The 22291-nt window shown below is 64.4% G+C and carries 23 protein-coding genes; 8 read left to right on the plus strand and 15 right to left on the minus strand.

From position 1 onward, the window contains the following. The first annotated feature begins 293 nt into the window (after nucleotides 1-293). Nucleotides 294-1094 carry an arginyltransferase gene (locus AAC645_RS14145; RefSeq protein WP_340316911.1) on the plus strand — a complete coding sequence of 267 codons (801 nt, stop codon included), beginning with the start codon at nucleotides 294-296 and terminating at the stop codon, nucleotides 1092-1094. Between the two features lie 24 nt (nucleotides 1095-1118). Here the strand turns inward: AAC645_RS14145 and AAC645_RS14150 are convergent, their stop codons facing one another. From AAC645_RS14150 to AAC645_RS14165, 4 genes are all read right to left on the minus strand, one after another. Next, nucleotides 1119-2462, minus strand: a complete 1344-nt coding sequence (locus AAC645_RS14150) for a PQQ-dependent sugar dehydrogenase (RefSeq protein WP_340316913.1) — start codon at nucleotides 2460-2462, stop codon at nucleotides 1119-1121. A 171-nt stretch (nucleotides 2463-2633) separates the two neighbouring features. Beyond that, nucleotides 2634-3527, minus strand: coding sequence for a hemolysin family protein (locus tag AAC645_RS14155; protein WP_340316915.1), 894 nt, complete (start codon nucleotides 3525-3527; stop codon nucleotides 2634-2636). A gap of 75 nt (nucleotides 3528-3602) precedes the next feature. Further along, entirely contained in the window at nucleotides 3603-4112 is a 510-nt protein-coding gene (gene ybeY, locus AAC645_RS14160) for an rRNA maturation RNase YbeY (protein ID WP_340316917.1), read from the minus strand. Between the two features lie 9 nt (nucleotides 4113-4121). Beyond that, on the minus strand, nucleotides 4122-5120 hold the full coding sequence (locus AAC645_RS14165; protein WP_340316920.1) for a PhoH family protein: 999 nt from the start codon (nucleotides 5118-5120) through the stop codon (nucleotides 4122-4124). Nucleotides 5121-5310: 190 nt separating this feature from the next. Between AAC645_RS14165 and AAC645_RS14170 the strand changes: the two genes are divergently transcribed. Further along, nucleotides 5311-5820 (plus strand): YqhG/Tai3 family protein, encoded by a 510-nt coding sequence (locus AAC645_RS14170; RefSeq protein WP_340316922.1) that lies wholly within the window; start codon nucleotides 5311-5313, stop codon nucleotides 5818-5820. Between the two features lie 64 nt (nucleotides 5821-5884). Here AAC645_RS14170 and miaB read toward each other — a convergent pair whose 3' ends face one another. The 8 genes from miaB to AAC645_RS14210 all read right to left on the minus strand — a co-directional run bounded on the left by miaB (nucleotide 5885) and on the right by AAC645_RS14210 (nucleotide 11414). Beyond that, nucleotides 5885-7237 carry a tRNA (N6-isopentenyl adenosine(37)-C2)-methylthiotransferase MiaB gene (gene miaB, locus AAC645_RS14175; RefSeq protein ID WP_340316943.1) on the minus strand — a complete coding sequence of 451 codons (1353 nt, stop codon included), beginning with the start codon at nucleotides 7235-7237 and terminating at the stop codon, nucleotides 5885-5887. Between the two features lie 71 nt (nucleotides 7238-7308). Further along, nucleotides 7309-8043 (minus strand): lysophospholipid acyltransferase family protein, encoded by a 735-nt coding sequence (locus AAC645_RS14180; RefSeq protein ID WP_340316924.1) that lies wholly within the window; start codon nucleotides 8041-8043, stop codon nucleotides 7309-7311. A 4-nt stretch (nucleotides 8044-8047) separates the two neighbouring features. Beyond that, entirely contained in the window at nucleotides 8048-8470 is a 423-nt protein-coding gene (locus AAC645_RS14185; RefSeq protein WP_340316926.1) for a Fur family transcriptional regulator, read from the minus strand. A gap of 109 nt (nucleotides 8471-8579) precedes the next feature. Then, nucleotides 8580-8993, minus strand: a complete 414-nt coding sequence (locus AAC645_RS14190; protein WP_340316928.1) for a Ros/MucR family transcriptional regulator — start codon at nucleotides 8991-8993, stop codon at nucleotides 8580-8582. A gap of 133 nt (nucleotides 8994-9126) precedes the next feature. Next, complete coding sequence (locus tag AAC645_RS14195) at nucleotides 9127-9588, minus strand: GNAT family N-acetyltransferase (RefSeq protein ID WP_340316929.1); 462 nt, start codon at nucleotides 9586-9588, stop codon at nucleotides 9127-9129. Beyond that, nucleotides 9585-10196, minus strand: a complete 612-nt coding sequence (gene tsaB / locus AAC645_RS14200; protein ID WP_340316930.1) for a tRNA (adenosine(37)-N6)-threonylcarbamoyltransferase complex dimerization subunit type 1 TsaB — start codon at nucleotides 10194-10196, stop codon at nucleotides 9585-9587. Before tsaB ends, AAC645_RS14195 begins: the two co-directional genes overlap by 4 nt. 11 nt (nucleotides 10197-10207) lie before the next feature. Next, nucleotides 10208-10810 (minus strand): malonic semialdehyde reductase, encoded by a 603-nt coding sequence (locus AAC645_RS14205; RefSeq protein ID WP_340316931.1) that lies wholly within the window; start codon nucleotides 10808-10810, stop codon nucleotides 10208-10210. A 34-nt stretch (nucleotides 10811-10844) separates the two neighbouring features. Further along, complete coding sequence (locus AAC645_RS14210; RefSeq protein ID WP_340316933.1) at nucleotides 10845-11414, minus strand: NifU family protein; 570 nt, start codon at nucleotides 11412-11414, stop codon at nucleotides 10845-10847. A gap of 154 nt (nucleotides 11415-11568) precedes the next feature. On the opposite strand from AAC645_RS14210, the gene AAC645_RS14215 reads away from it, so the two are divergent. The 3 genes from AAC645_RS14215 to AAC645_RS14225 are packed head-to-tail and all read left to right on the plus strand — an operon-like array spanning nucleotide 11569 to nucleotide 15439. Continuing rightward, entirely contained in the window at nucleotides 11569-13080 is a 1512-nt protein-coding gene (locus AAC645_RS14215) for a hypothetical protein (RefSeq protein ID WP_340316934.1), read from the plus strand. A gap of 20 nt (nucleotides 13081-13100) precedes the next feature. After that, nucleotides 13101-14432: an oligosaccharide flippase family protein gene (locus AAC645_RS14220; RefSeq protein ID WP_340316935.1), complete on the plus strand. Its 1332-nt coding sequence runs from the start codon at nucleotides 13101-13103 to the stop codon at nucleotides 14430-14432. Beyond that, nucleotides 14429-15439 (plus strand): glycosyltransferase family 2 protein, encoded by a 1011-nt coding sequence (locus AAC645_RS14225; RefSeq protein WP_340316936.1) that lies wholly within the window; start codon nucleotides 14429-14431, stop codon nucleotides 15437-15439. Before AAC645_RS14220 ends, AAC645_RS14225 begins: the two co-directional genes overlap by 4 nt. Here the strand turns inward: AAC645_RS14225 and AAC645_RS14230 are convergent. Both AAC645_RS14230 and AAC645_RS14235 read right to left on the minus strand, forming a co-directional pair. Next, entirely contained in the window at nucleotides 15436-16587 is a 1152-nt protein-coding gene (locus AAC645_RS14230) for a glycosyltransferase family 2 protein (protein WP_340316937.1), read from the minus strand. The two genes, AAC645_RS14225 and AAC645_RS14230, sit on opposite strands and share 4 nt — an antisense overlap. Further along, a complete protein-coding gene (locus AAC645_RS14235; protein WP_340316938.1) occupies nucleotides 16584-17588 on the minus strand; it encodes a glycosyltransferase family 2 protein in 1005 nt (334 codons plus the stop codon). The genes AAC645_RS14230 and AAC645_RS14235 overlap by 4 nt, the downstream gene beginning before the upstream one ends. Before the next feature lie 86 nt (nucleotides 17589-17674). On the opposite strand from AAC645_RS14235, the gene AAC645_RS14240 reads away from it, so the two are divergent. Next, complete coding sequence (locus AAC645_RS14240; protein WP_340316939.1) at nucleotides 17675-19273, plus strand: tetratricopeptide repeat protein; 1599 nt, start codon at nucleotides 17675-17677, stop codon at nucleotides 19271-19273. Between the two features lie 4 nt (nucleotides 19274-19277). Next, on the plus strand, nucleotides 19278-20741 hold the full coding sequence (locus tag AAC645_RS14245) for an undecaprenyl-phosphate glucose phosphotransferase (protein ID WP_340316940.1): 1464 nt from the start codon (nucleotides 19278-19280) through the stop codon (nucleotides 20739-20741). 264 nt (nucleotides 20742-21005) lie between these two features. Here the strand turns inward: AAC645_RS14245 and AAC645_RS14250 are convergent, their stop codons facing one another. Continuing rightward, the gene (locus AAC645_RS14250; RefSeq protein WP_340316942.1) at nucleotides 21006-21836 is read right to left on the minus strand and encodes a SurA N-terminal domain-containing protein; all 831 of its coding nucleotides are present in this window, start codon (nucleotides 21834-21836) and stop codon (nucleotides 21006-21008) included. A 108-nt stretch (nucleotides 21837-21944) separates the two neighbouring features. On the opposite strand from AAC645_RS14250, the gene AAC645_RS14255 reads away from it, so the two are divergent. Further along, nucleotides 21945-22214 (plus strand): XrtV sorting system accessory protein, encoded by a 270-nt coding sequence (locus tag AAC645_RS14255; RefSeq protein WP_340316945.1) that lies wholly within the window; start codon nucleotides 21945-21947, stop codon nucleotides 22212-22214. The last annotated feature ends 77 nt before the right edge of the window (nucleotides 22215-22291 follow it).

The raw sequence follows: 22291 nt of genomic DNA on the forward strand, positions 1-22291 counted from the left end.
CGGTCGCATCCGCGACCTTGGCTATCCCCGTATAAGCTCGGGCGGCCGTTCGGCCTTGCGGGACACAGGTGTGTCCCGACGCCGAGCTGTGCGTCGGAGCCTGTCAGGGCTCCGCCAGGCCGAACGGCCGCCGCGCCTTATTGGCGCGAAGCCAAGCAGGGCGGATGCCCTGCGCCCGGCACTTGAGGGCCTATCAAAAGAATCAAGGTTAATGCTCTTTTCATGAGGTTCGTGCGTAGGCATAATTAATATAGGTCGATGAGCGACCTCTTGTTTATGGGGCAGGCTTTCGGATGACGGCGCAGTTTCGCTTTCCGCGCTTCTTCGTGACGACGCCCGGTCCGTGCCCCTATCTCCCGGGGCGTACCGAGCGGAAGGTCTTCACGGAGCTGTCCGGCCCCAACGCCGGAGAGCTGAACGATGCGCTCGGCCGCATCGGCTTTCGCCGCAGCCAGGGCGTGGCTTATCGCCCGACCTGCGTTGATTGCCAGGCCTGCGTGTCGGTCCGGGTCGTCGCGGCCGAGTTCAAGCCCAATGCCAGCCAGCGCAAGCTGATCCGCCGGCACGCCGATATCGAGGTCAGCGTCTGCAAGCCGTGGACCACCGAGGAGCAGTTCGCGCTGTTGCGCCGCTATCTCAAGTCGCGCCACCCCGGCGGCGGCATGGCGCAGATGGACGAACTCGATTTTGCCGACATGGTCGAGCAGACGCCGGTAAAGACCCACATCATCGAATATCGCGAGCCTTCGGTGGCCGGCCGGCCGGGCAAGCTGATCGGCGCCTGCCTGACCGACAGCCAGTCGGATGGCGTGTCGATGGTCTACAGCTTCTTCGAAACCGAGGATGCGGCGCGGCCCGGCCTCGGCACATTCATCATCCTCGATCATATTCGCCGCGCGGCCGAAGCCAGCCTGGCGTATGTCTATCTCGGCTATTGGGTCGAGGGGTCGCCCCGCATGCAGTACAAGACCCGCTTCCAGCCGCTCGAGCGGCTATCGGCTGGCGGCTGGCATCGCCTGGAGGTGCCGGCGCCGAGCAGCGAGGGCAAGAGCAACCCCTTTCCCGCACCGTCCAAGCTCGGCCAGATGCTCTGAACCAACCGGTTCCTCGCCCGAGCCTTACTGCCCGTTCCCCGTCACGCGCCAGACCTTGCCGCCGACGTCGTCGCTGACCAGCAGGCCGCCGCGCTTGCCGATCGCGACCGCCACCGGCCGGCCGCGCGCCTGCTCGTCCTTGGACAGGAAGCCATTCAGGACCTCGACCGGCTTGCCCATCGGCTTGCCCTGGGCAAAGGGCACGAACACCACATCATAGCCCGAATAGGGGCGCCGGTTCCACGATCCATGCTGCGCGATGAACGCGCCGCTGGCATATTTCGGGCCCAGAATCGCGCCTTTGGCGAAGGCAAGGCCCAGCGCCGCGACATGCGGCCCGAGTGAATAATCCGGGCGGATCACATAGGATTGCAGATCCTCGTCCGGCTCCGGCACCCGCTTGTCGACGACTCCGCCCCAATAATACCATGGCCAGCCGTAGAAGCCGCCGAACTGCACCTCGGTGAGATAGTCCGGGACGATATCCGAACCGATCATGTCGCGTTCGTTCACGGTCGTCCACAGGTCGCCGGTGGTCGGCTCGAAGGCGAGGCCGTTCGGATTGCGCAGGCCATAGGCATAGATGCGGTTGCGGCCCGACGGCAGCTCTATCTGCCAGATCGCTGCCCGTTTCGCTTCGCGATCCATGCCGTTCTCGGCGATGTTCGAGGCCGACCCCACGGCAACGAAAATCGACTTGCCGTCCTTGGCGAGCAGCAGGTTGCGGGCCCAGTGATCGAAGCCGCCGGGCAGCTTGGCGATCACCACGGGCTTCGCGTCGATCCGGGTTTGGCCAGGGGTGAAAGGCACCCGGACAAGCGCATCGGTGTTGCCGATATAGAGCTGGCCATTGGCCCATGCCATGCCGCTGGGTGAATTGAGGCCCGCGATCAGCACCGTTTTCAGTTCGGCCCTGCCGTCGCCATCGGCGTCGCGCAGCAGGATGATCCGGTTGGGCGACGGCTCGCCTGCGCCCGCCCGTTCCATCATCTTCTTCATGACGAAGCCGTTGATCCCGTCGCCGCCATTCTTCTCGTCGCGGGGCGGCGAATTGCTCTCGCTGACCAGAACGTCGCCATTGGGCAGCACGTAAAGCCAGCGGGGATGATCGAGCCCCACGGCAAAGGCCTGCACCACAAGCCCCGCGGCGGCCGTCGGCTTCTCCTCCGGCCTCCAGCCGACCGCCTTGGCCACGTGCAGCGTGGGGATCAGCGTGGCATTCGGGGCGATGATCTTGGGCCCCGGGCCGACCGTCTCCGCGAAGTCGACGGTCGCATGTTCGCGCGTGGCAAGCACATAGATCGCAACGACCGCCGCCAGCACAATCAAAATCGGGATGGCGATGAGCAGCTTCTTCTTGGTCGACATCGGCATCTCCTGGGCGTGCGCCCGGTAATTATAGCGCCCTAGCACGTCATGCCAGCGAAGGCTGGCATCTCCTGAGATGAAGTGCCGCCCTATCCTAATGAGATGCCAGCTTTCGCTGGCATGACGACGTTGGAGCGTGAGATTCGGGTAAGCCTCTCCCGCGCCAGAATATCATTCCTCGGGCTGCTCCCGCGACGCGGGCGGGTGGAGCAGCAGCCGTTTGACACGGCGCTCGTCGGCATCGGAGATTTCCAGCCGCCAGCCACTCGGATGCTCGACGATCTGACCGATCTGCGGCACCTGCCCGGCCAGCGCCGAGGCGAGTCCGCCCAGCGTCTCGACATCATCCTCGATGTCGGCGAGCCGCGGATCGATCAGCCGGGCGACATCCTCGAGCTCGGCCCGGGCGTCGGCCGACCAGATCGAGTCGCCCAGCGCCACGAGCAGGTCTTCCTCCTCCTCGTCATGCTCGTCCTCGATATCGCCGACGATCTCCTCGACCAGGTCCTCGATCGTCACCAGCCCGTCGGTGCCGCTATATTCGTTCAGCACGATGGCGAGATGCGTGCGCGTCTCGCGCATCTCCGCCAGGAGGTCGATGATCCGCATCGACGAGGGAACGTAGCGCGGCTGACGGATCAGCCTCTCGATCGTCGCCGGCCGCGCCGCGTCGGTGGCGATAATACGGAACACGTCCTTCACATGGACCATGCCGGTGACATGATCGAGGTCCTCGTTGTAGACCGGAAGCCGGCTATGTTCGGCCTCGGCGAAGCGCGCGACGAGTTCATCGAAGCCGATCGTCTCGGGCACGGCGATGATGTCGCCGCGCGGGACGCCTATGTCGCCGACATTGCGTTCGCCGAAGTGGAGAATGTTGCGAAGCATCTCGCGCTCGGCGGAGGAGAGGTCGTCTCCCTGGTCGCCTTCGCTGTCATGCTCCTCGATGACCTCCTCGATCTGGTCGCGCAGACTGGGCTCATGCTCGGGCGCGAACAGCGAGCGCAGCCCGCGCCACCATCGTCCGCCGCTATCCGCGGCGCTGCTACTGCTGTCGTCGGGCATCGTCTTTCTAGTGTGCCGTTCTCATGCGGTGATTCGGTATCCGAAATGAGGGGCGGGGGGCAATGGCCTTATCGCTCAATCCTCTGTCACCACATAAGGGTCATCGATGCCCAAGCTAGCGAGCGCCGCGCGCTCCAGGTCCTCCATCGCCTCCGCCTCATCGTCGGCGATATGATCATAGCCGAGCAGATGGAGCGTGCCGTGGACGATCAGGTGTGTGGCGTGCTCGGCCGTCGCGACCCCTTTCTCAGCGGCCTCGCGCTCGCAGACGCCCCGGGCGAGAATGATGTCGCCGAGCAGCACCTCGCCATCGTCGCCATTGGCGAGCGACTCGAGCAGATCGTCCTGCACCATCGGGAAGCTCAGCACATTGGTCGGCTTGTCCTTGCTTCGATACTGGCGGTTGAGCGCCTGGACCTCGTCGTCATCGGTCAGCCGGATCGAGACTTCGGCGGTATAGGACGCGGTGAGGATCTCGGCATTGGGTGTCGTGCCGAGCGCGGCGATCACAGCTTCGGTGGCCAGTGCTTCCCAGTCGGTGCCGTCATCCCAGCCTGGTTCGGCTTGAACCGCGACTTCGATCACGAGCAGCGCTCACGCATCGTCGGGTCCCTCATAGGCCTCGACGATCCGGCCGACGATCGGGTGGCGGACGACATCGGCAGCGCCGAAACGGACGGTGGCGATCCCCTCTATGCCCTCCAGCTTGGCCACCGCGTCGGCGAGGCCCGACTTGCCGATGTCGGGCAGATCGATTTGCCGCGGATCACCGCATACCACCATCCGGCTGTTCTGGCCGAAGCGGGTCAGGAACATCTTCATCTGCGCAGGCGTGGTGTTCTGGGCCTCGTCGAGGATGACGAAGGCGTCGCCCAGCGTGCGGCCGCGCATGAAGGCGATCGGCGCGATCTCGATCTCGCCCGAGGCGATCCGCCGTTCGACCTGTTCGGTCGGCAGCATGTCGTAGAGCGCGTCGTAGAGCGGGCGGAGATAGGGATCGACCTTCTCCTTCATGTCGCCGGGCAGGAAGCCCAGCCGCTCGCCGGCCTCGACCGCCGGCCGTGACAGGATCAGCCGGTCGACTGTGCCCTGGATCAGCTGCTGCACCGCCTGTGCCACGGCCAGATAGGTCTTGCCGGTGCCCGCCGGCCCGAGCGCGAAGATGATATCTGAGCGGTTGAGCGCTTCCATATATTTGATCTGGGTCGCCGAGCGCGGGACGATCGTCTTCTTTCGGGTGCGGATCATCACCTTGGGAAGATCGGAAACGTCGCTGCGGATGATGCCATCGAGCGTCGGTTCGGCCGACATCGCGATCACCGCCTCGACGGCGCCGCTGTCGAGATCCTGGCCCTGCACGATGCGGTTATAAAGGCCGGTGAGCACCTCGCGGGCGCGGCCCGCCGCCTCGGCTTCACCTTCGATCTGCAGCTTGTTGCCGCGTGCCGCGATATAGACCCCTAGCCGGTTCTCTATCGCTACCAGGTTCTGGTCGAATTCGCCGAACAGGCGCCCGAGCAGCTGGGGTTTGTCGAACATGATCTCTAGCCGGGCGCGATCTCCGGCCTGCGCGGGAACTGGCTTGCGCGACATAAGGTGCGGCAGCTTCCTTTCCTTACGAACCCGAGGACGGGTGTCATCCGGCTCACAACGATCCTACGCACATTTGGACCCGTGCGAAGAGGAAAAGCGGCGGCGCGTTGCACTTATCCACCATTGATGTGGCAGATGCCTATTGCTGTCCCCAATGTTAAAACGCCAAGTTGGGAGTTTTGAGAGAGCAATGATGCGGATTTTATGGGTCTTGTCCTTGCTCATCGCGACATCGTCGTTGAACGCGACGACCACTGCGCCCACACGGCTCGACGATGCCGAGATACGCACCTTCCTGACCCATATCTACACGAGCTACAAAGAATGCTCCGGTAAGCTACCCTGCATAGATCCGGTTCCGTGGCGTACGGTTTTCACGCCTGCGACGTCTCGGCTCATATCTGTCAATGAGAGGCTCAATGCTTTCGAAGCCGGCGCGGCTACGGATGCGGATCCTATCTGCCAGTGCCAAGACTATCATACGATCAAACTGATCAGCATAACGCTCTCAAGCTGGCCCCATAAGCGGATTCGGGCCGTTGTCCGCTTCATCAATGCGCAACCACAGCAGATATCGCTTCTGATGGAGAAAACGCCTGCGGGATGGCGAGTATATGACGTGCTGGGTGCGCCGGGCTCTCTCAGTTATCGAGACGGCGTTATTGCGGAGAATCGCTCGCTTACCAAGGTCGCGCACTAGGGGCGTTCCCAGGCCGGCCCCTCGACTTCGCTCGGGACAAACGGTTTCCACTGAATCGGATGCTCTAAGCCGCCCGGCTCTCCGCCGCGATCACTCCCGTCATGCTGTTTGGCCCGGCCGCGACGATGTCGACCGTCACCAGTTCGCCGATCGCGGGGCCGTCCTCGACGATCACCGACTGGAGCCAGGGCGATTTGCCGATGCGCTGGCCCGGCCGCTTGCCGTCGCGCTCGATCAGCACATCGCAGCGCTTGCCCAGGGTGGCGAGGTTGAAGCCATGCTGTTGTTCGTTGAGCAGCGCCTGCAGCCGCTGCAGCCGCTCGTCCATTACGTCGGCGTCGACTTGATCGGCCATTGTCGCAGCGGGCGTGCCGGGCCGAGGACTATATTTGAAGCTGAACGCCTGAGCGTGCCCAACCGCACCTACGATGTCGAGCGTGGCGGCGAAATCCGCCTCGGTCTCGCCGGGAAAGCCGACGATGAAATCGCCCGAGATCGCGATGTCCGGGCGGACAGCCCGGACACGCTCGATCAGCTTGAGATAGCTTGTCGCATCATGGCTGCGGTTCATCGCCTTGAGGATGCGATCCGATCCCGCCTGCACCGGCAGATGGAGGAAGGGCATCAGCTTGGCGACATCGCCATGCGCGGCGATCAGGCCGTCGCTCATGTCGTTGGGGTGGCTGGTCATGTAGCGGATGCGGACGAGGCCGGGCAGCGCGTCAAGTTCGCGGATCAGGCCGTCAAGTCCCTGCGCCCGTCCGCGTTCGTCCTCGCCGCTCCAGGCGTTCACATTCTGGCCCAGCAGGGTGATCTCGCGCGCCCCGGCATCGACGAGCGCCTTCGCCTCGTCGATGATCGCCCTCCATGGCCGCGAGATTTCCGCACCGCGCGTATAGGGCACCACGCAATAGGTGCAGAATTTGTCGCAGCCTTCCTGAACCGTCAGGAAGGCGCTGGGCCCGGGCCAGCGGCGTCCGGGCAACGCATCGAACTTCGAGGCGGCCGGCATGTCGGTGTCGAGCGCGGGCCTGCCCTGCGCCGCGTCGGCCACGAGCTGGGGCAGGTTGTGATAAGCCTGTGGACCGACCACGATATCGACCGCAGGTGCGCGGCGCGGGATCTCGGCGCCTTCGGCCTGGGCGACGCAGCCGGCGACGGCGATCATCGGCTGCTGCTTGCCCCGGGATCGCTTGATGATGCGGCCAATGTCCGAATAGACCTTCTCGGCAGCCTTCTCGCGGATGTGGCAGGTATTGAGCACGATCAGCTCGGCCTGTTCGGCGCTGTCGGCGGCCTGCATGCCTTGGGCTTCGAGAAGCTCGGCCATGCGTGTGCCGTCATAGGCGTTCATCTGGCAGCCGAACGACTTGACGTGGAAGCTCTTGGGGGCGGGGCGCGACATCGCCGCGCCTATAGGCGAAGCGGCGGCAAACGAAAAGCGTTCGCGCCTATAGGCGAAGCGGCGGCAAACGAAAGCGTTCGCGCTTATCCGTCGCTGTGGGGCGCGAGGCCCAGGGCCGCCTCGATGGCTGCCTGCGCCTGCGCGGCGAGCAGCTTGCGGTCCTCGGATGGGGACAGCGGCGGCAGGAACTTCAACGTGCAGCGAAGCGGGCCGGGTCGCGCGAGGACCTTCTTGGCGTTGGGGCCGAGGTCCTCCTCGCCGGTCCAGGCAATCTCGGCGGCTGCGGCGCCATAATCTATTGCGACGGGCTGCACGGTGATGCCGGGCGGTGGCGGCGCGACCGAGGCGAACAGCGCAGGGCGGAAGGGAAACAGCTTCGAGCCGTCGCCGGTCGTCCCTTCGGGAAAAAGCGTGATCGGGACATGGCCGCTCAGCGCCTGGCCGAGCTGGTCGACCTGGCCGCGCGCAGCGCGGCGGCTCTCGCGCTGGATGAAGATGGTGCCGCCGATGCGGGCGAGCATCCCCACGAGCGGCCAGCCCTCCACATCATCCTTGGATATGAAGAAAGTGGAGGTCGCCCCGCCAAGCGCCAATATATCCAGCCAGCTGACATGATTGGCGACATAGAGCGCATCCCGGCCCGATGGCGCGCCTTCGATCCTGACGTCGAGACCCAGCGCCTCGCCGAACCATTGCAGGAAGAAACGCGTCCAGCCGATCGAGCGGCGCAGCGGCCAGGTGAGCGCGTAGCCCGTCAGGCAGAATAGCAGCACGCAAAGGGCGACGGCGAGGCGGGCAATGCTTCGATACCGCGCCACGAATCTATTTGGAGCGGTTGGCCAGGACGCCGTAGAGTTCGAGCCGATGATCGACGAGGCGGAAGCCCAGCCGCTCGGCGATTCGGCGCTGCAGCTCCTCGAGTTCGCGATCGACGAACTCGATAACCTCGCCGGTCTCGACATTGATCAGATGATCGTGATGCGTATCGGGCGCCGCTTCATAGCGGGCGCGGCCATCGCCGAAATCATGGCGTTCGAGGATGCCGGCTTCCTCAAACAGCCGCACCGTCCGGTAAACCGTCGCGATCGAGATTCCCGGATCGATGGCGGCTGCGCGGTGATGGAGCAACTCGACGTCGGGATGGTCTTCGGCGTCGGACAGCACGCGCGCTATCACGCGGCGCTGCTCGGTGATGCGCAGGCCTTTTTCGGCGCAAAGCTGTTCGATGTCGATCTTGCCGGGCATAACTACCTCGTTAGCCTTATCGCATCTGCGAGCACAAGATCGGACGTGCCCTTGAAATCACAAGGGAGAAATATTGGGGACGAATTTCTCCGTCCCCATATCTTCCGGATCAGCGGGTCCGCCGCTTGGTGCCGAGGCCGATCTTCTTCGCGAGAGAACGGCGCTGCTCCGCATAGTTCGGCGCGACCATCGGATAATCGGCGGGAAGGTTCCACTTGGCCCGATATTGCTCCGGAGTCATCTGGTAATGGGTCATAAGGTGCCGCTTGAGCATCTTCAGCTTCTTGCCGTCCTCGAGGCACACGATGTAATCGGGCTTGATCGAGGCGCGGACCGATACCGCCGGCTCCTGCTTTACCTCCGGCTCAACCAGTACGTCACCGAGCGATGACAAAGCGCTGTGTACATTCTGGATCAGCAACGGCAGGTCCGAAACGGCGACACTATTGTTGCTGACATGCGCCGACACGATGTCTGCGGTCAAAGCAATAAGTGTTTCGGTGAGGTCGGAATTGTCCGTCATGATATTGACCCTTATCGATTGATTTAAATAGATTAAGTTGAGGAAACTGTCGGCGCGGACGCGATCGGCGGGCTTTGCGCCATTCTGGATCGAAATGCAACGATCATTTCCAACAGTGGTAGTTCAACGCGGTCTAAAGTCTACAAGACAAGGTCAAAGCGTCGTGAACCGCACCATCGATTCCTTTATAATAGCCGGGCCTTCGACCCACAAGATCGAAGCCGGCCTTGTTATACAGTATGATCGCAGGATTATTATGCCTCACTTCGAGATGAAGCCGCACTCCATTACGCAGCCGGGCCAATTGTCGCGAGCGTTCGATCAGCGCCATGCCCACGCCTTGGCGGCGACTGTGCGGGGACACCGCCAGCAGCAACAGTTCGGCCTCGTCGGCTATGATCCGGTTCAGCGCGAAGCCCGCGGCTCTGTCGCCCACCTGGGCGAGCGACAGCCAGACGCCCGGGAGGGTCATCATCGATACTGTCTGCGGCTCGGTCCACGCCTCGCCATAGCCATGATCGAATGCCTCGTTCATGACCTCCATCACGGCGTCGAGCCGGGCAATCCCGACTTCCTCTATGGTCAGCCGGGTCATGCTGCAGGCTTTGCATCGGCGGCGCGGCCGTAGATCGGAGTCGGCGCCAGCCGCGCCAGGACGTCAGGCAGCAGCAGCGCGTCGGCGGCACAGGGCAGGCGATCGTGCGCGGTGCCGGTTCCGCGCGCGGCCACGAGCTGCGCTGCGCCGGATCCAAATATATGCGCCTCGGACAAGCAGGCGGCAGCAGCCTGGGGTGCAAGCGACTCGAGCGGGGACAGTGGTGCCGTCGGGCGGGGACGATAACGTTGCACGAACAGTTCGCCATGGCCGCCGATCAGCGCGACGGCGATCGCATCGTCGTCGCACTCCGCAGCCGCCGCAATGACCGCCATCGACGAATAGCCATGCACGCCGACATTCCAGCCGAGCGCGAGTGCGCGGCCGGCGGCGAGCCCTATCCGGACGCCAGTGAAACTGCCGGGCCCGCAATCGACGAGGATCGCATCGGCGCGGCCTCCGCCCGGCAGCGCCGCGATCATCGACATCAACCTTTCGGCATGGCCGCGCCCAACCACATCATGCTGCTGGGCCAGCACGGCCCCGTCTTCTACAAGCGCCACCGAGCAGGCGGCAGTGGCGGTATCGATCACGAGTGTCCGCGGCATCCGTCCGCTCTTCACGCGATCGCCGTGAACTCCTCGAACGACGGCCTCGGCATCCGCTCGAAGATTGTCGAGGGGTCGCCATAGCCGAGCGTCGAGAGGAAGTTCGACTTGTAGCTGGTGCCGGCGAAGAAGGCCTTGTCGACTCCGGCATTGTCGAAGCCGGACATCGGCCCGGTATCGAGCCCGAGCGCGCGCGCGGCCATTATGAAATAGGCGCCCTGCAGGCTGCTGTTGCGAAAGGCGGTGCTCGCAGCGGCTTCGTTGGGCACATTATCTTCGCCCACGAACCACGAGCGCGCATCGGCGATCGGGAACAGCCGGGGGGCATGATTGTAGAATTCGGTGTCCATGGCCAGAATGGCGACCACCGGCGCCTGCAGCACCTTACCGGAATTGGTGCCAGACACGAGCTTCGAAAGCTTGTCCTTGGCCTCGCTGCTCACGCACCAGACGATCCGGACCGGAAACAGATTGGCCGAGGTCGGTCCAAATTTCATAAGATCCCAGATCTCGCGCAACTGGGCTTCGGTCACTGGTCTGTCCAGAAAGCCGTTATAGGTACGCGCCTTGCGGAACAGCAGATCGAGCCCTTCGTCGGACAGCGGTTCAGCCATGAATTTCCCCGGGAGTGTTGCGATCTTACAGGAATCAGGCGGCGCGGACTTCAGTGACCTCGGGCACATAATGCTTGAGCAACGTCTCGATCCCCTGCTTGAGTGTGGCGCTCGACGAGGGGCAGCCCGAGCAGGCGCCCTGCATGGCCAGATAGACGGTGCCGCGCTGGAAGCCGCGGTAGATGATGTCGCCGCCGTCCTTGGCGACGGCTGGGCGAACCCGCGTCTCGATCAGATCCTTGATCTGCGCAACGATATCGGCATCGGCGGGATCATCTGCGATGTCGCCATCGTCGATCGCGATTTCCGCGGCACTGCCGGCCCGGAACAGCGGCGCTTCGGACGAGAAGTGATCGAGCAGAACGCCGAGCACCTGCGGCTTGAGATCGCGCCAATCGGTGCCCTCGGCGGCCGTGACCGATACGAAGTCCTGGCCGAAGAACACGCCGGTGACGTCGCCCAGCGAGAACAGCGCTTCCGCCAGCGGCGAGCCGGCGGCCTCCTCCGGGTCGGCAAAGTCGCGCGTTCCTGTGGTCATGACCGCGCGGCCAGGCAAGAATTTCTGCGTTGCCGGATTTGGCGTGAGTTCGGTTTCTATCAACATGAACGCCATGTGGGGCGAGATGGCAGGCGGATCAAGCCATTCCTTCTTTACCTTCTGTCTATAAACGCCCTTTGGTGGCTATGATGCCATTGGGCAATCCTCGTCATGGCCTTGGCGACGGGCCCGTCAGGGACATGCGGATGACGGCTGGCTGATGTTCTGGTGGAAGAACGCCATCGTTCTGATTGGGCTGCTGGGCTTGGCAAGCCTCCCTTTGCTGCGCCTGTCGCAGGCGAGCTGGGAGCGTCTCATGATCGCCAGGCTGGCGGCGGCCGGGGCGCTGATCGCCTGCGTCGCGGTCAGCTTCGTCCCGATGGCCCCAAGCCTGTTGATATACGGCGTGCTCTTGTTGCTGTGTTTCGATCGGCGGGTGCCGATGGTGGCGACCTTTCTCTTCTTCTATCTATGGACGCCGTCGACCACCGTGCTGCTCAACATCGCTGGCGCATATGTCATGAACCTGGGGCCGCTCACTGTCTTCTCGGGCGCCATGCTGTTGGCTTATCTCGCCAATCCGGGGTTGCACTTGCGTCGGCAGCCCAATGCGACGGACGTCTTATTCCATAGCTTCCTGTTGATCTTCCTCCTGTGCGTCTCTCTCCCCGATAGCCCGACCGGTGCGTTCCGGAACTTCATGCAATATGTCGTGCCCTACGGGCTGACCTATCATGTCGTGTCACGCACCCGTATTCCGCAGCCGGAGCTGGTGCTGCGCCTGATGATCTTCGGCGCTGCCGCGGCGTCATTGCTGTGCATGTTCGAAGCAGTGCGCTGGTGGCCGCTCTACGCGAACATCGGCGCTATGAAGGGAGATCTTTACGTTGCCGGCACGCCGACGGTCATGCTGTTCCGCGGCGGCATGTTGCGAGCTTATGGTCCATACTCGCATCCACTGGGCGGCAGCGTCGTCTTCGGCATGACAGCGATCGCGGTTTTCGGTCTCGCCGCTTGGCAAGGCTGGAAGATGCCGGTTGTCGTCGCTGGTGGCTGCGCTTTGGTCGGCCTGGTTGCGACGCTGTCGCGCACCGGTGTAATTGCCATGGCGGTCGGCATCGTGGCGCTTCTGCTGATGCGTCGCCGATATGCGGTCGCGACGGCGATAGCCGGGTTCGGCTTCATAATCGTCGTCGCCCTGCCGATCCTGTCCAATGCGGATGCGCAGGGGTCGGCCGATTATCGGATGATGATCCTGTGGGGAATCCCCAAGACGCTCGGCAGCCATGTCTGGCTGGGATATCCCGAGGCGGTTTCGAGCGGGCTGCTCGACAGCTTCAAACAGGGGCAGGGCATCGTCGACCTCGTCAACCTTTATCTCGCGATCGTGGTCCAGGGCGGAATCGCCTCGTTGCTTCCTTATGTGCTGTTCCTTGCGTCGAGCCTCATGGGCTATCGCGCGCTTCGCCGCGTCCGTCCCTCGCGAGACCAGCTGCTGCTCGGACAGGTCTGTATGGCGATACAGGCCGGCTTCGTCGTTTCGGCGGCATTTATCGGCGCGTGGAGCGCGCCAATGGTCCTGAGCATCGTCTTCGCCGCAATCCTGGTCGCGCTCCGTGCGGAGGCCGTCCGAGCCGCCGCCCACCCGTCCCAACCGCGAACGGACGCCGGCGAGGTGCGCTCTTCGATGCCCCACATGCCAGATGGCGACCGCCTGCCGGCATTGCGATGATTGGGGCGATGACCCTTCCCATGCGTCGCATATATGCGGCCGCCGGTAGCGTCACCGGCGTGCTGATGATGACGACCGCGGCGACGGTCCTGGTGCGGACGGTCAGTTCCCTGATGCTGACGCGGCTGGTCGCGCCCGATGTCTTCGGGTTGATCGGGATCATCAATTCGATCTTCTTCACCATCACGATGCTGACCGATCTCGGCTTCCAGTCATATCTCGTGCGCCATCCCGAAGGCGACGACCCCCGTTTTCGCGATGTGATCTGGACGATTCATGCGGGGCGCGGCGCGCTGCTCGCCCTGGGCGGCATGGCTGCCGCGCCGTTGATCGCCGCGTTTCTCCATAAGCCCCAGCTGGCGTTTCCGCTGGCGGTCGCCTCCACCATCTTCCTTGTCGAGGGCTTCACGTCGCTGGCACTGACAACGACGTTGCGATCAGGCGGCGCGCGGCGGTTGACGATCATCGATTTCTGCCTGGCGCTGTTTCAGACCGTGCTGTGCATCGTGCTCGCCGTCTGGCTGCGCAATGCCTGGGCATTCATCCTGGCGATGATCGCGCAGAGCCTTGCCCGGACGATCGCCAGCTACTCGCTTTTCCCCGACTCGCGCCGCCGCCCGGCTCGGGACCGCGCGTGGTCGCGCGAGTTCATGCTGTTCTCGCGGATTGTGATCGTGTCGAGCATGCTGACGCTGGTGGTTTCGCAGGCAGACAAGATCGCGCTGGCGCGGATCATGTCGCTTCACGATTTCGGTTTCTACGCGATCGCGCTCAACCTCACCTCGGCCGCTAACAGCTTCGTCGGCGCCTATGTCAGCCGAATTGCCTATCCGGTCTATGCGCAGGTGTGGAATGGAAACCGAAGCCGCCTTGGCGAATATTATTATGCTGTCCGGCGCAGGGCGTCGCTGCTCTATGCGCTGGGATGCGGTGCGCTGACCGGCGGCGGCGGGTTCGTCGTAGCGCTACTCTATGACGTGCGCTACGCGCCCGTCGCGCCCTATCTTTCGCTGCTCGCGATCAGCTGCACCTTGCGGCTGCCCAATCGTTCGGCGTCGGAGGTGATGACCGCTACCGGGCAGGTGAAGGTGACGCTCTATGGTAACATCGTTCGAGCCATATGGCTGGCGCTCGCCGGGCCCATCGGCTTTCTGCTGTTCGGCCCGATAGGAGTGATCGCGGCGGTTGGCCTGATCGAGCTTCCGGTGCTCGGCTTCCACTGGGTGGTGCTGCACCGTGCGAGCCTGTTCGATCTGCGCGAGGAACTCGCCTATCTCGCCGTCGCCGGCGTCGGCGCTGCGTCAGGTTTTGCCGTGACGGTCACGGCCGCCCGGCTGGTGCCTGGCTGGTGACGAAGGTTGCCGTCATCGTGCCGAATTACAATCACGCGCCTTACCTGGCGCAACGGATCGATACGATCCTGGCGCAGCGCTTCGACGACTTTGAACTGATCATCCTCGACGACGCCTCTGCCGACGATAGCCGCGAAGTGGCTCGACGCTATTCCGGCGACCGGCGCGTTCGGTTCGATTTCAGCGCCCTTAATTCGGGCAACCCCTACCGCCAATGGCGCCGAGGGCTCGATCAGAGCACGTCCGACTATGTCTGGATCGCCGAATCCGACGATTACGCCGAACCGACTCTGCTCGAGGAGCTTGCCGCACAACTCGACGCTCATCCTGCCGCCGGGATGGCGGTCTGCGCTTCCGACGTCGTCGACGAGGCTGGACGGTTCCTTCACCGCTTCTTCGACACATGGCACGGCAACAGATTCCTGGCGCCCTACATCCCCGACTTTGGCGACGCGCCGCTCGCGATCGAGGGGAAGGTCTATAGCCGCTACTACATGCATCCTTGGAATAGCATCCCCAATGCCAGCGCCGTGCTGTTCCGGCGCGCTGCGTTCGATGCGATCGGCGGCCCGGTCGAGACGTTGCGGCTATGTGGCGATTGGATGACCTACTGCCGGATGCTCATGGAGTTCGACATCGTGCGGATCCCCGGCCGCCTCAATCATTTCCGGAGCCATGATGGCAATGTGCGCCGTCGCACCAAGGCCAGCACGTTCGTCTGCGAGGCGATGGCTGTGCAGCGCTATGTCGAAGATGCGCTCGATCTGCGCGTCGATGCCGGTCGCCGCCGCCACATGCGCGGTTTCATGTGCCAAGCGCTGATCGCGCCCGCGCGGCGCCTTTTGGACAGCAAGGTGCCGCCGTCCGAGATCGGCGCGATATTGGCGAACGCCTCGGGGTTCGGCCCGGCGATTCTGGCCGGCACCGCATCGATCCTATTGCAGGAGCAGGTCAGCACTTTGGCTCGGCCACTGATAAACTGGTCGGGGCTTAGGCGATCCGGCTAATCCCGGCTTGTGCGGATCCAGCGCCGTTCCGGCCGGAACAGGGCGCTGACGTAGATCGGCAGCTTCCAGAGAATATAGAAGGGGATCAACAGCAGCCTGCCGCCCGAGATCTGCGCACGTCCGAAGCGCGCCCAGCTTATGCCGAGCAACAGCATCGCAGCGGTGAGCAAGGTCACCAGGACGATGAAGGGCAGCGCCGTCGACCCGGCCCGCGCTAGAACGAAGAGCAGCACCAGCGTAGCGCCGTCAACCGCGGCCAGCAGCGCGAGCGGCGGCACCAGCAGGTGCAGGCCCAGCCAGATGAGCGGCCATTGCCGTTCGGTCAGCAGCGGCAGCGCTGTCTGGCGGGCGAGGCGCAGAAAGCCGTGTTCCCAGCGGGTGCGCTGCGTCCCGATGGCGTGCCGCGGCGCCGGGTCGGACCATGTCGCCGTGTCGGGCAGAAAGAGCGGAGGCTGGCCGCTCCGGGCCAGCGCTACGCCGAGCGAAAGATCCTCCACCAGGTCGGCGGTGGCGAGCGGCGCGCTGACGAAGACGTCCCAGCGGAAAGCCATCCCAGATCCTGTCAGCAGCGCCGGCGCCCCCAGCCTTGCCAGGCCGCGCTGGCGCACGAGGTTGCGCATCAGGAAGGCGAAGCCGGACAGGCAGGTCAGGGTGCCGAGATCGGGCCGCGGGCGCATCATATAGGCGGACTGAACCGGACAACCGCTTGCCTGGGCTGCCGCCGCCAGCCGGGCCATGCCCCCACCGGAGATGCTGCAGTCCGCATCGACGACGATCGCGATATCGGGCGGCTCGGCCGCGAGCCGATCACGCGCAAAGGCGAGCGCGAAGCCCTTGCCGCGCCGCTGGGGCTCGTTGCGCTCGATCACCTCGGCGCCGGCGGAGCGTGCCAGCGCGGCGGTGGCATCGCCGCAATTGTCGGCAACCACGATCAGCCGGGTGCCCCCTGGCGCGGCGTTGCGGAGCGCCGTGACCGTCGCCGCGATGCCGACAGCTTCGTCATGGGCGGGAATGACGATGGCGATGCGCGGCCGGATGGTGACTTCTGCACGCCGAACGGGCCACTGCGCAGCGATCAACTCGATGGTCAGCACCAGTGTCGCGATGGCCGGCGGCAGCAGCAATGCCCAGGCAACAATCTCGATCATGGCGCCTTCTGCTCGATCGACCGCGGCCGAGGACCGAAACGGCGGTCGAGGTGGAAGCGGATGAGCCCTATCATTTCGGCATATTTGCCGATGGCGAGGAACAGCGCCAGCATGAAAGCACGCCTGCCGCCGTAGCGCAGCCGGTCGCGCATCGTTGCGCGGGCGGCCTGCGCAAGGATCAGCAGGATCGCGGCCGCGACCAGCGCTGTCCATCGCGGATCGAGCATCATCCCTGCGAGCAGCCCGGCCAGCGCGCCGCATGGCACGATACCGCCCCATAACAGGATACGCCGCCGGCTCCGGACGAAATCATGCGCGCCGCCGCCGGGGTGAAGGTAGACCAGTTCCGCGAAGGCATGGCCGGCTCGGACGGTCCGCCGCCACCATTGGCCGAAGCGGGTGATCCCCGCGTCATGCACAGCCATCGGCTGGGCGAGCGACAGGATTCGCCACCCCGCCGCGCGCAGGCGGATGGCGAGCTCCGGTTCCTCGCCGGCGATCATTCCGCTGCGATATCCGCCGCTGTCGCGAACCGCCTCCGCGCGCAGCATGACGAGCCCGGCGAAAACAGCCGCAGATCCGGTCGGGACGGCCCATTCGACATCGCACAGCCAGCTGTAGATCGAGGCTTCCGGGTCTATCTCGCGCAGGCGGCCGAACACCGCGCCCAATGCCGAGTCGGTATCGAGCGCCGCCGCGCCCGTGGCGATCCAGCCGGGATCGAGCACGCAATCGCCATCGACCATCTGGATATAGTGGATCGCCGGATCGGCGGTCACGCGCATCAAGCCGGCATTGCGCCCGCGCGCTGGGGAAAAGCCGCCCGCAGCATCGAGTTCGATGACCTCTGCGCCGGCCGCTCGGGCAAGGTCTGCGCTGCTGTCGCTCGATCCGGAATCGACATAGACGGTGCGAAACCCCTGCAGCGAACGCAGGCAGGAATCGAGCCGTGCGCCTTCGTTGCGGCCGATCACCACCGCTGCGATATCGCTTCGGCTCATTGTTTACGCTTTGCCCTATTGATCGGTTCGGCCCACAGGTCTGTAATCGAGTGGAAAGGGGCGGCTGGCAAGAGATGGCTTGGGGGATGGCACGCATCTGGGCGGGGGCGCTGCTGCTGCCGCTTGTGCTCACGGGCTGTGGCCAGTCCCAGGAAAAGGCTGCGAAGGCCGCCGCCCGCTTCGATGCCTATTATGCTGCGCGGAATTATTTCGCGGCGCGGATCGAAATCAGCAGGGCAATTGCCGCGCAGGAGGATGTTCCGGAATATTGGTCGAAGCTCGCGCGCGTGCAGACCGCGCTAGGCCGCTATCTCGACGCCTATAGCGCCTATAGCCATGTCATCGAACTCGATCGGAAGGATGACGAAGCGGTCCAGGCGCTGGCCGAGCTGTCCTATTCCGGCGGTTCGTTCGACAATGCGGAAAAGTTCGCCGACCAGTGGCTCGCTCTCCAGCCCCGCTCGCTGCGCATGCTGCTCGTCAAGGGTTCGGTCGCGGCGGCGCGCCACGACCTCGCCGGGGCGCGTGCGATCGTCGATCGGATGCTGGCGATCGATCCGGCCAACGAAGGCGCCACTATCCTGCTCGCGCGGGTGTTGAACTCCGGCGGCGACCCTGAAGCGGCGATCGGAACGATCGAAACCTCGATCGCCAGGGATGGCGAGACGGTGCCCAAGCTTGTGGTGCTGCTCGATCTCTATGCCGGGCAGGACGATTTTCGCCGCTCTGCCCGCACCTATGCCCGGCTGTTTTCGCTGCGCCCGGCCGATGTCGAGCTGCGGCTCGATTATGTGAAGCTGCTCTATGAGCGGGGCATGTCCGATCGCGCGCTTGCGATGCTCTCCCGTCTGACTCGTTCCCATCCGGGCGATGCGGCGCTCCAGCAGCGCATCGTCGATGTCTGGGACGAGGTGGGCAGTGCCGCGGTCGATGTCGACCGGGTCCGCCGCTTCGTCACGGCCGACGGCGGCGACCAGATGAAGGTCGCGCTCGGGCACCTCCTGCTCGATCAGAAACGCTACGCCGACGCGGAGGCGGTGCTACGGCCGTTCATCGACGCCGACGGGATCACGGCGGCCAATGTCGAGGCGGACGTGCTCTACGCTGGCGCGCTGGCCGGATTGGGCCGCGGCGAACGGGCGACCGCACTGATCGACCGCATCCTCGACTTCGACGAAGGCAATCCACGTGCGCTGCTGATGCGTGCGCGCGTGCTGGTCGCGCGGGGCGATCTTCCCGACGCGCTGCGTTACGCGCAGCTGCTGGTGCGCGATAATCCCGGCATCGCCGAAGGGCGGATTGCGCTTGCCCGGATCTATGTCCGCCGCAAGGAACCGATCCTGGCCGACAATGCCTATGCGCAGGCGATGAACGAGCTGCCTGACGACAGTACGATGCTGGCGGCGTATCTGCGATATCTGCTCGACACCGGGCGCGCGTCGGGCGCGCGCGACGTTGCAAAGCGTTTTACCGACGACAATCCGCGCTCGCGCGATGGCTGGCGCGAGCGAGCCCGGCTGTGCATCGGTCTGGGTGATGCCGAGTGCGTCGAACAGGCGTTCGCCGCACTCGACCGGATCTCGGGCGGAGCGAAGATCCGGCATGCGCTTGCGCCGGCCTGGACCGCGCAGCAACGGGACGCCCGGCCGCTGGGCAATTCACCCCCGGCTGTGGCAGGACGGTGAGGCCATGCTGAATGTCATCGAGGGGCACGGCGCGGTCGCGGAGCCGCAATCGCGCAAATATCGCTTCACCTCCAACGTGATCGCCACGATCATCTTGGGGGTCGATCTGATCTGCCTGACGCTGGGCGCGCTGATGGCGCCGCTCGTCTATGAGTTGATTCGCGGGCCGCAATATTTCGTCGGCCAGCATGTCAATGTAGCCGTCATCGTCGCGGTGAACTTCTTCCTGATCAGGCTGTCGCGGGACAGCTATGCCCATCCGATGGGGCGCGGCGGCGACAGCGACCAGGCGGTGGCCTTCGAGTTCCTGCTGGCGGCGCTGCTGGTGTTCGCGACGATCTGGCAGCTGGGGCAGGCCAGGCTGTTTTCGACGGGACTCGCGCTCTGCTATCTCGGCGGGACCGCCGCTCTGTTGTTCGTCAGCCGCTTCGTGGTGCGCAAGTTCGTCTTCTACCTGGTCCAGGCGGGCCATATCGGCCAGCGTATCGTGATCTACGGTGCCGACGAAGCGAGTTCGGACCGCGTCCTGCGTCTGCTGGAGATCGAACGGCTGCCCTATGTCGCCGTTGTGGGCGTCGCCGATGACAGGTCCAAGCGGATCGAGCGCAAGGCGCCGTGGAGCGTGCCTTTCCTCGGTGGCCTCGAAGCGCTGGTGTCGCGGATCGCCCAGGGCGACGTTGATATGGTGATCATCGCGCTGCCCATGATCGGCCAGGCGCGGCTCGACCAGATTACCGAGGCGCTGCAAAAGGTGTCGGTCGATATCTGTCTGATGCCGCGCGAGGCGCTCGATCTGTCGCAGCAATATAGCATGCGTTTCATCGGCTCGCTGCCGCTGTTCGCGCTGTGGCAGCGGCCGATGCGCGATTTCAACCGCATCCTGAAGGCGATTGAGGACAGGGTGATCGCGCTGCTCGGGTTGGTCCTGCTGTCGCCGGTTCTGCTGCTGACCGCCCTGCTCATCAAGCTCACCAGTCCCGGCCCGGTGCTGTTCCGCCAGCAGCGCTTCGGCTTCAACAACGTCAAGATCAGCGTGCTTAAATTCCGCTCCATGTATGTCGACCGCCAGGATGTCAGCGGCACCGAGCGGACCACTCGCCACGATCCCCGGGTCACGCCGATCGGGCGCGTCATCCGCCGCCTGTCGATCGACGAGCTGCCCCAGCTGCTCAACGTCGTTACCGGCGAGATGTCGATCGTCGGCCCGCGCCCGCATGCGACGACGATGATGGTGGGCGACGATTATTATTTCGAGGCGGTGCGCGGCTATGCGGCGCGTCACCGCGTCAAACCGGGCATCACCGGCCTGGCCCAGGTCCGCGGCCTGCGCGGCGAGATCAATACCATCGAGCGAGCCAAGCGGCGCGTCGAATATGACATGTTCTACATCGAGAACTGGTCGCTGCTGCTCGATCTGCGCATCATCCTGGAGACGATCTGGCGGCTGATCTGGGAGCGGGCCTATTAGATTAGGTGCCCCTCAAACGCCGGGCGCAGCACGTCCGTGCTGCTTGGCTTCCTCGCAATAAGCTCGGGCCGGCCGTTCGGCCTTGCGGAGCCAGGCCGGCTCCGATGCTGAGCTCGGCGTCGGGGCACGCCAGTGGCCCGCAAGGCCGAACGGCCGCCGCGCCTTATTGGCGCGAAGCCAAGGTTAGCGGATGCTGACCCCTCGGCGTTTGAGGGGCAAACAAAGAACGCGCCCGGCGTTTGAGGGCTAAACAACCAAACCGTATTACTTCGCAGCTTTCTCCGGCTCGAAACCGCGCTGATACTGGATTTCTGCGCTGGTGCGGGTGCGCGCGACCTGGGCCTTGCTCTCGGCGACCAGTTCGCGGCGGCGGACCATCTCGGCGGCGGCCAGGCGTGCCGCATTGGCCGGTGTCGGGGTGCTGTCGCGGCCGACGACGACGCTGGCGACATATTGGCCGTTCGACGGCAGCACGAATGGCTCGCCCGGCGGAAGCTTGTTGATCACGCTGATCAACTCCGGGTCGAGCCGGCCGGTGTCGATCACCCCCTTGCCGCGCGCAAAGCCGAGGCCGAGCTTCTGCAACCCGGCCGCGATGTCGTCGAGGCTGTGCGCGTCCTTCAGCGCCATCAGGCTCTTCACGTTCCTGGGCGCAGCAAACTGGATCTGGTCGAGCATCAGACGCTGGCGGCCACCGAATTGGGAGGGATTGTCGGCAATATATTGGGTGATGTCGCGGTCGTCAGGCATCGGGACGGTCGCGGCGATCTTCTGGCCGAGCATGCTGACCAGAAGATTCTCCTCGAGCCGGCGCTGCTGGGCAACGAAATCCGGAGTCTTGTCGAGGCCCTGCTCGCGCGCCTTTTGAACGATCAGCTTGCGATCGATCAGCCGCTGCAGCACCTGCTTGCGCAGCTTGGTGCGGTCCGCTCCGTCGGGGATGCGCACGCCCTGAAGCTCGGCGTTGAGTTCCTGAATCGAAATCTCCTCACCGTTGACGATCGAGACCACCTGGCCCTTCGGCTCCTTATGGCAAGCCGAAACGAGAAGACTCGCGGCAAATACGCCGCCGAGAAGCGCAGCTCTGATCTTCACCCTATTTCCCCCGACGCGTGATGTTCATTGACGTCGGCACGTTGCTACATGATTGTCAGCCATGGCGACAAGCCTGTATGCCGCCATAGTGGCTCGGAGGACGTGGAATTGGAGACAGTTTACGATTGGGTCACGGTTGCCATCTTCGCGGGACTGATCGTTCTCTTCATGCAACGGTCGACCGGTGAACGGCCGCCCCGGGATTCAATGCTGCAATATCTGGGTGCCGCGGTGGGCTGCGCGGTCGCCAACTACTTCGGCAACAAGGCCATCGCGGGCGAAGGCGTCATCTATCACCTGATCGGCGTGGGCGTCATCGTGGCGACGCTGGCCTATATCCAGATCGTGCTCAAGCCGTTGGAAAAGCCGGGCGAATAGCCTTCGCTTCATCTCCCCGGCGAAGGCGCGCCCGCCTCGCCGAAAACCACCCGCCGGGCCGTCGGTGATAGTTCGGC

This window comes from Rhizorhabdus argentea, assembly GCF_037861105.1.
In the GTDB taxonomy this organism is placed as follows: domain Bacteria; phylum Pseudomonadota; class Alphaproteobacteria; order Sphingomonadales; family Sphingomonadaceae; genus Rhizorhabdus; species Rhizorhabdus argentea.

Excerpts from the sequence above, each read along its gene's own strand:
- AAC645_RS14235 (WP_340316938.1), bottom strand. The coding sequence starts at position 17,588 with ATGAGCCGAAGCGATATCGCAGCGGTGGTGATCGGCCGCAACGAAGGC.
- AAC645_RS14220 (WP_340316935.1), top strand. The coding sequence starts at position 13,101 with ATGCGTCGCATATATGCGGCCGCCGGTAGCGTCACCGGCGTGCTGATG.
- AAC645_RS14195 (WP_340316929.1), bottom strand. The coding sequence starts at position 9,588 with ATGACCCGGCTGACCATAGAGGAAGTCGGGATTGCCCGGCTCGACGCC.
- AAC645_RS14215 (WP_340316934.1), top strand. The coding sequence starts at position 11,569 with ATGTTCTGGTGGAAGAACGCCATCGTTCTGATTGGGCTGCTGGGCTTG.
- AAC645_RS14145 (WP_340316911.1), top strand. The coding sequence starts at position 294 with ATGACGGCGCAGTTTCGCTTTCCGCGCTTCTTCGTGACGACGCCCGGT.
- AAC645_RS14245 (WP_340316940.1), top strand. The coding sequence starts at position 19,278 with ATGCTGAATGTCATCGAGGGGCACGGCGCGGTCGCGGAGCCGCAATCG.
- AAC645_RS14240 (WP_340316939.1), top strand. The coding sequence starts at position 17,675 with ATGGCACGCATCTGGGCGGGGGCGCTGCTGCTGCCGCTTGTGCTCACG.
- AAC645_RS14155 (WP_340316915.1), bottom strand. The coding sequence starts at position 3,527 with ATGCCCGACGACAGCAGTAGCAGCGCCGCGGATAGCGGCGGACGATGG.
- AAC645_RS14170 (WP_340316922.1), top strand. The coding sequence starts at position 5,311 with ATGATGCGGATTTTATGGGTCTTGTCCTTGCTCATCGCGACATCGTCG.
- AAC645_RS14230 (WP_340316937.1), bottom strand. The coding sequence starts at position 16,587 with ATGATCGAGATTGTTGCCTGGGCATTGCTGCTGCCGCCGGCCATCGCG.
- AAC645_RS14150 (WP_340316913.1), bottom strand. The coding sequence starts at position 2,462 with ATGTCGACCAAGAAGAAGCTGCTCATCGCCATCCCGATTTTGATTGTG.
- AAC645_RS14205 (WP_340316931.1), bottom strand. The coding sequence starts at position 10,810 with ATGGCTGAACCGCTGTCCGACGAAGGGCTCGATCTGCTGTTCCGCAAG.
- AAC645_RS14210 (WP_340316933.1), bottom strand. The coding sequence starts at position 11,414 with ATGTTGATAGAAACCGAACTCACGCCAAATCCGGCAACGCAGAAATTC.
- AAC645_RS14190 (WP_340316928.1), bottom strand. The coding sequence starts at position 8,993 with ATGACGGACAATTCCGACCTCACCGAAACACTTATTGCTTTGACCGCA.
- tsaB (WP_340316930.1), bottom strand. The coding sequence starts at position 10,196 with ATGCCGCGGACACTCGTGATCGATACCGCCACTGCCGCCTGCTCGGTG.
- AAC645_RS14165 (WP_340316920.1), bottom strand. The coding sequence starts at position 5,120 with ATGTCGCGCAAGCCAGTTCCCGCGCAGGCCGGAGATCGCGCCCGGCTA.
- AAC645_RS14185 (WP_340316926.1), bottom strand. The coding sequence starts at position 8,470 with ATGCCCGGCAAGATCGACATCGAACAGCTTTGCGCCGAAAAAGGCCTG.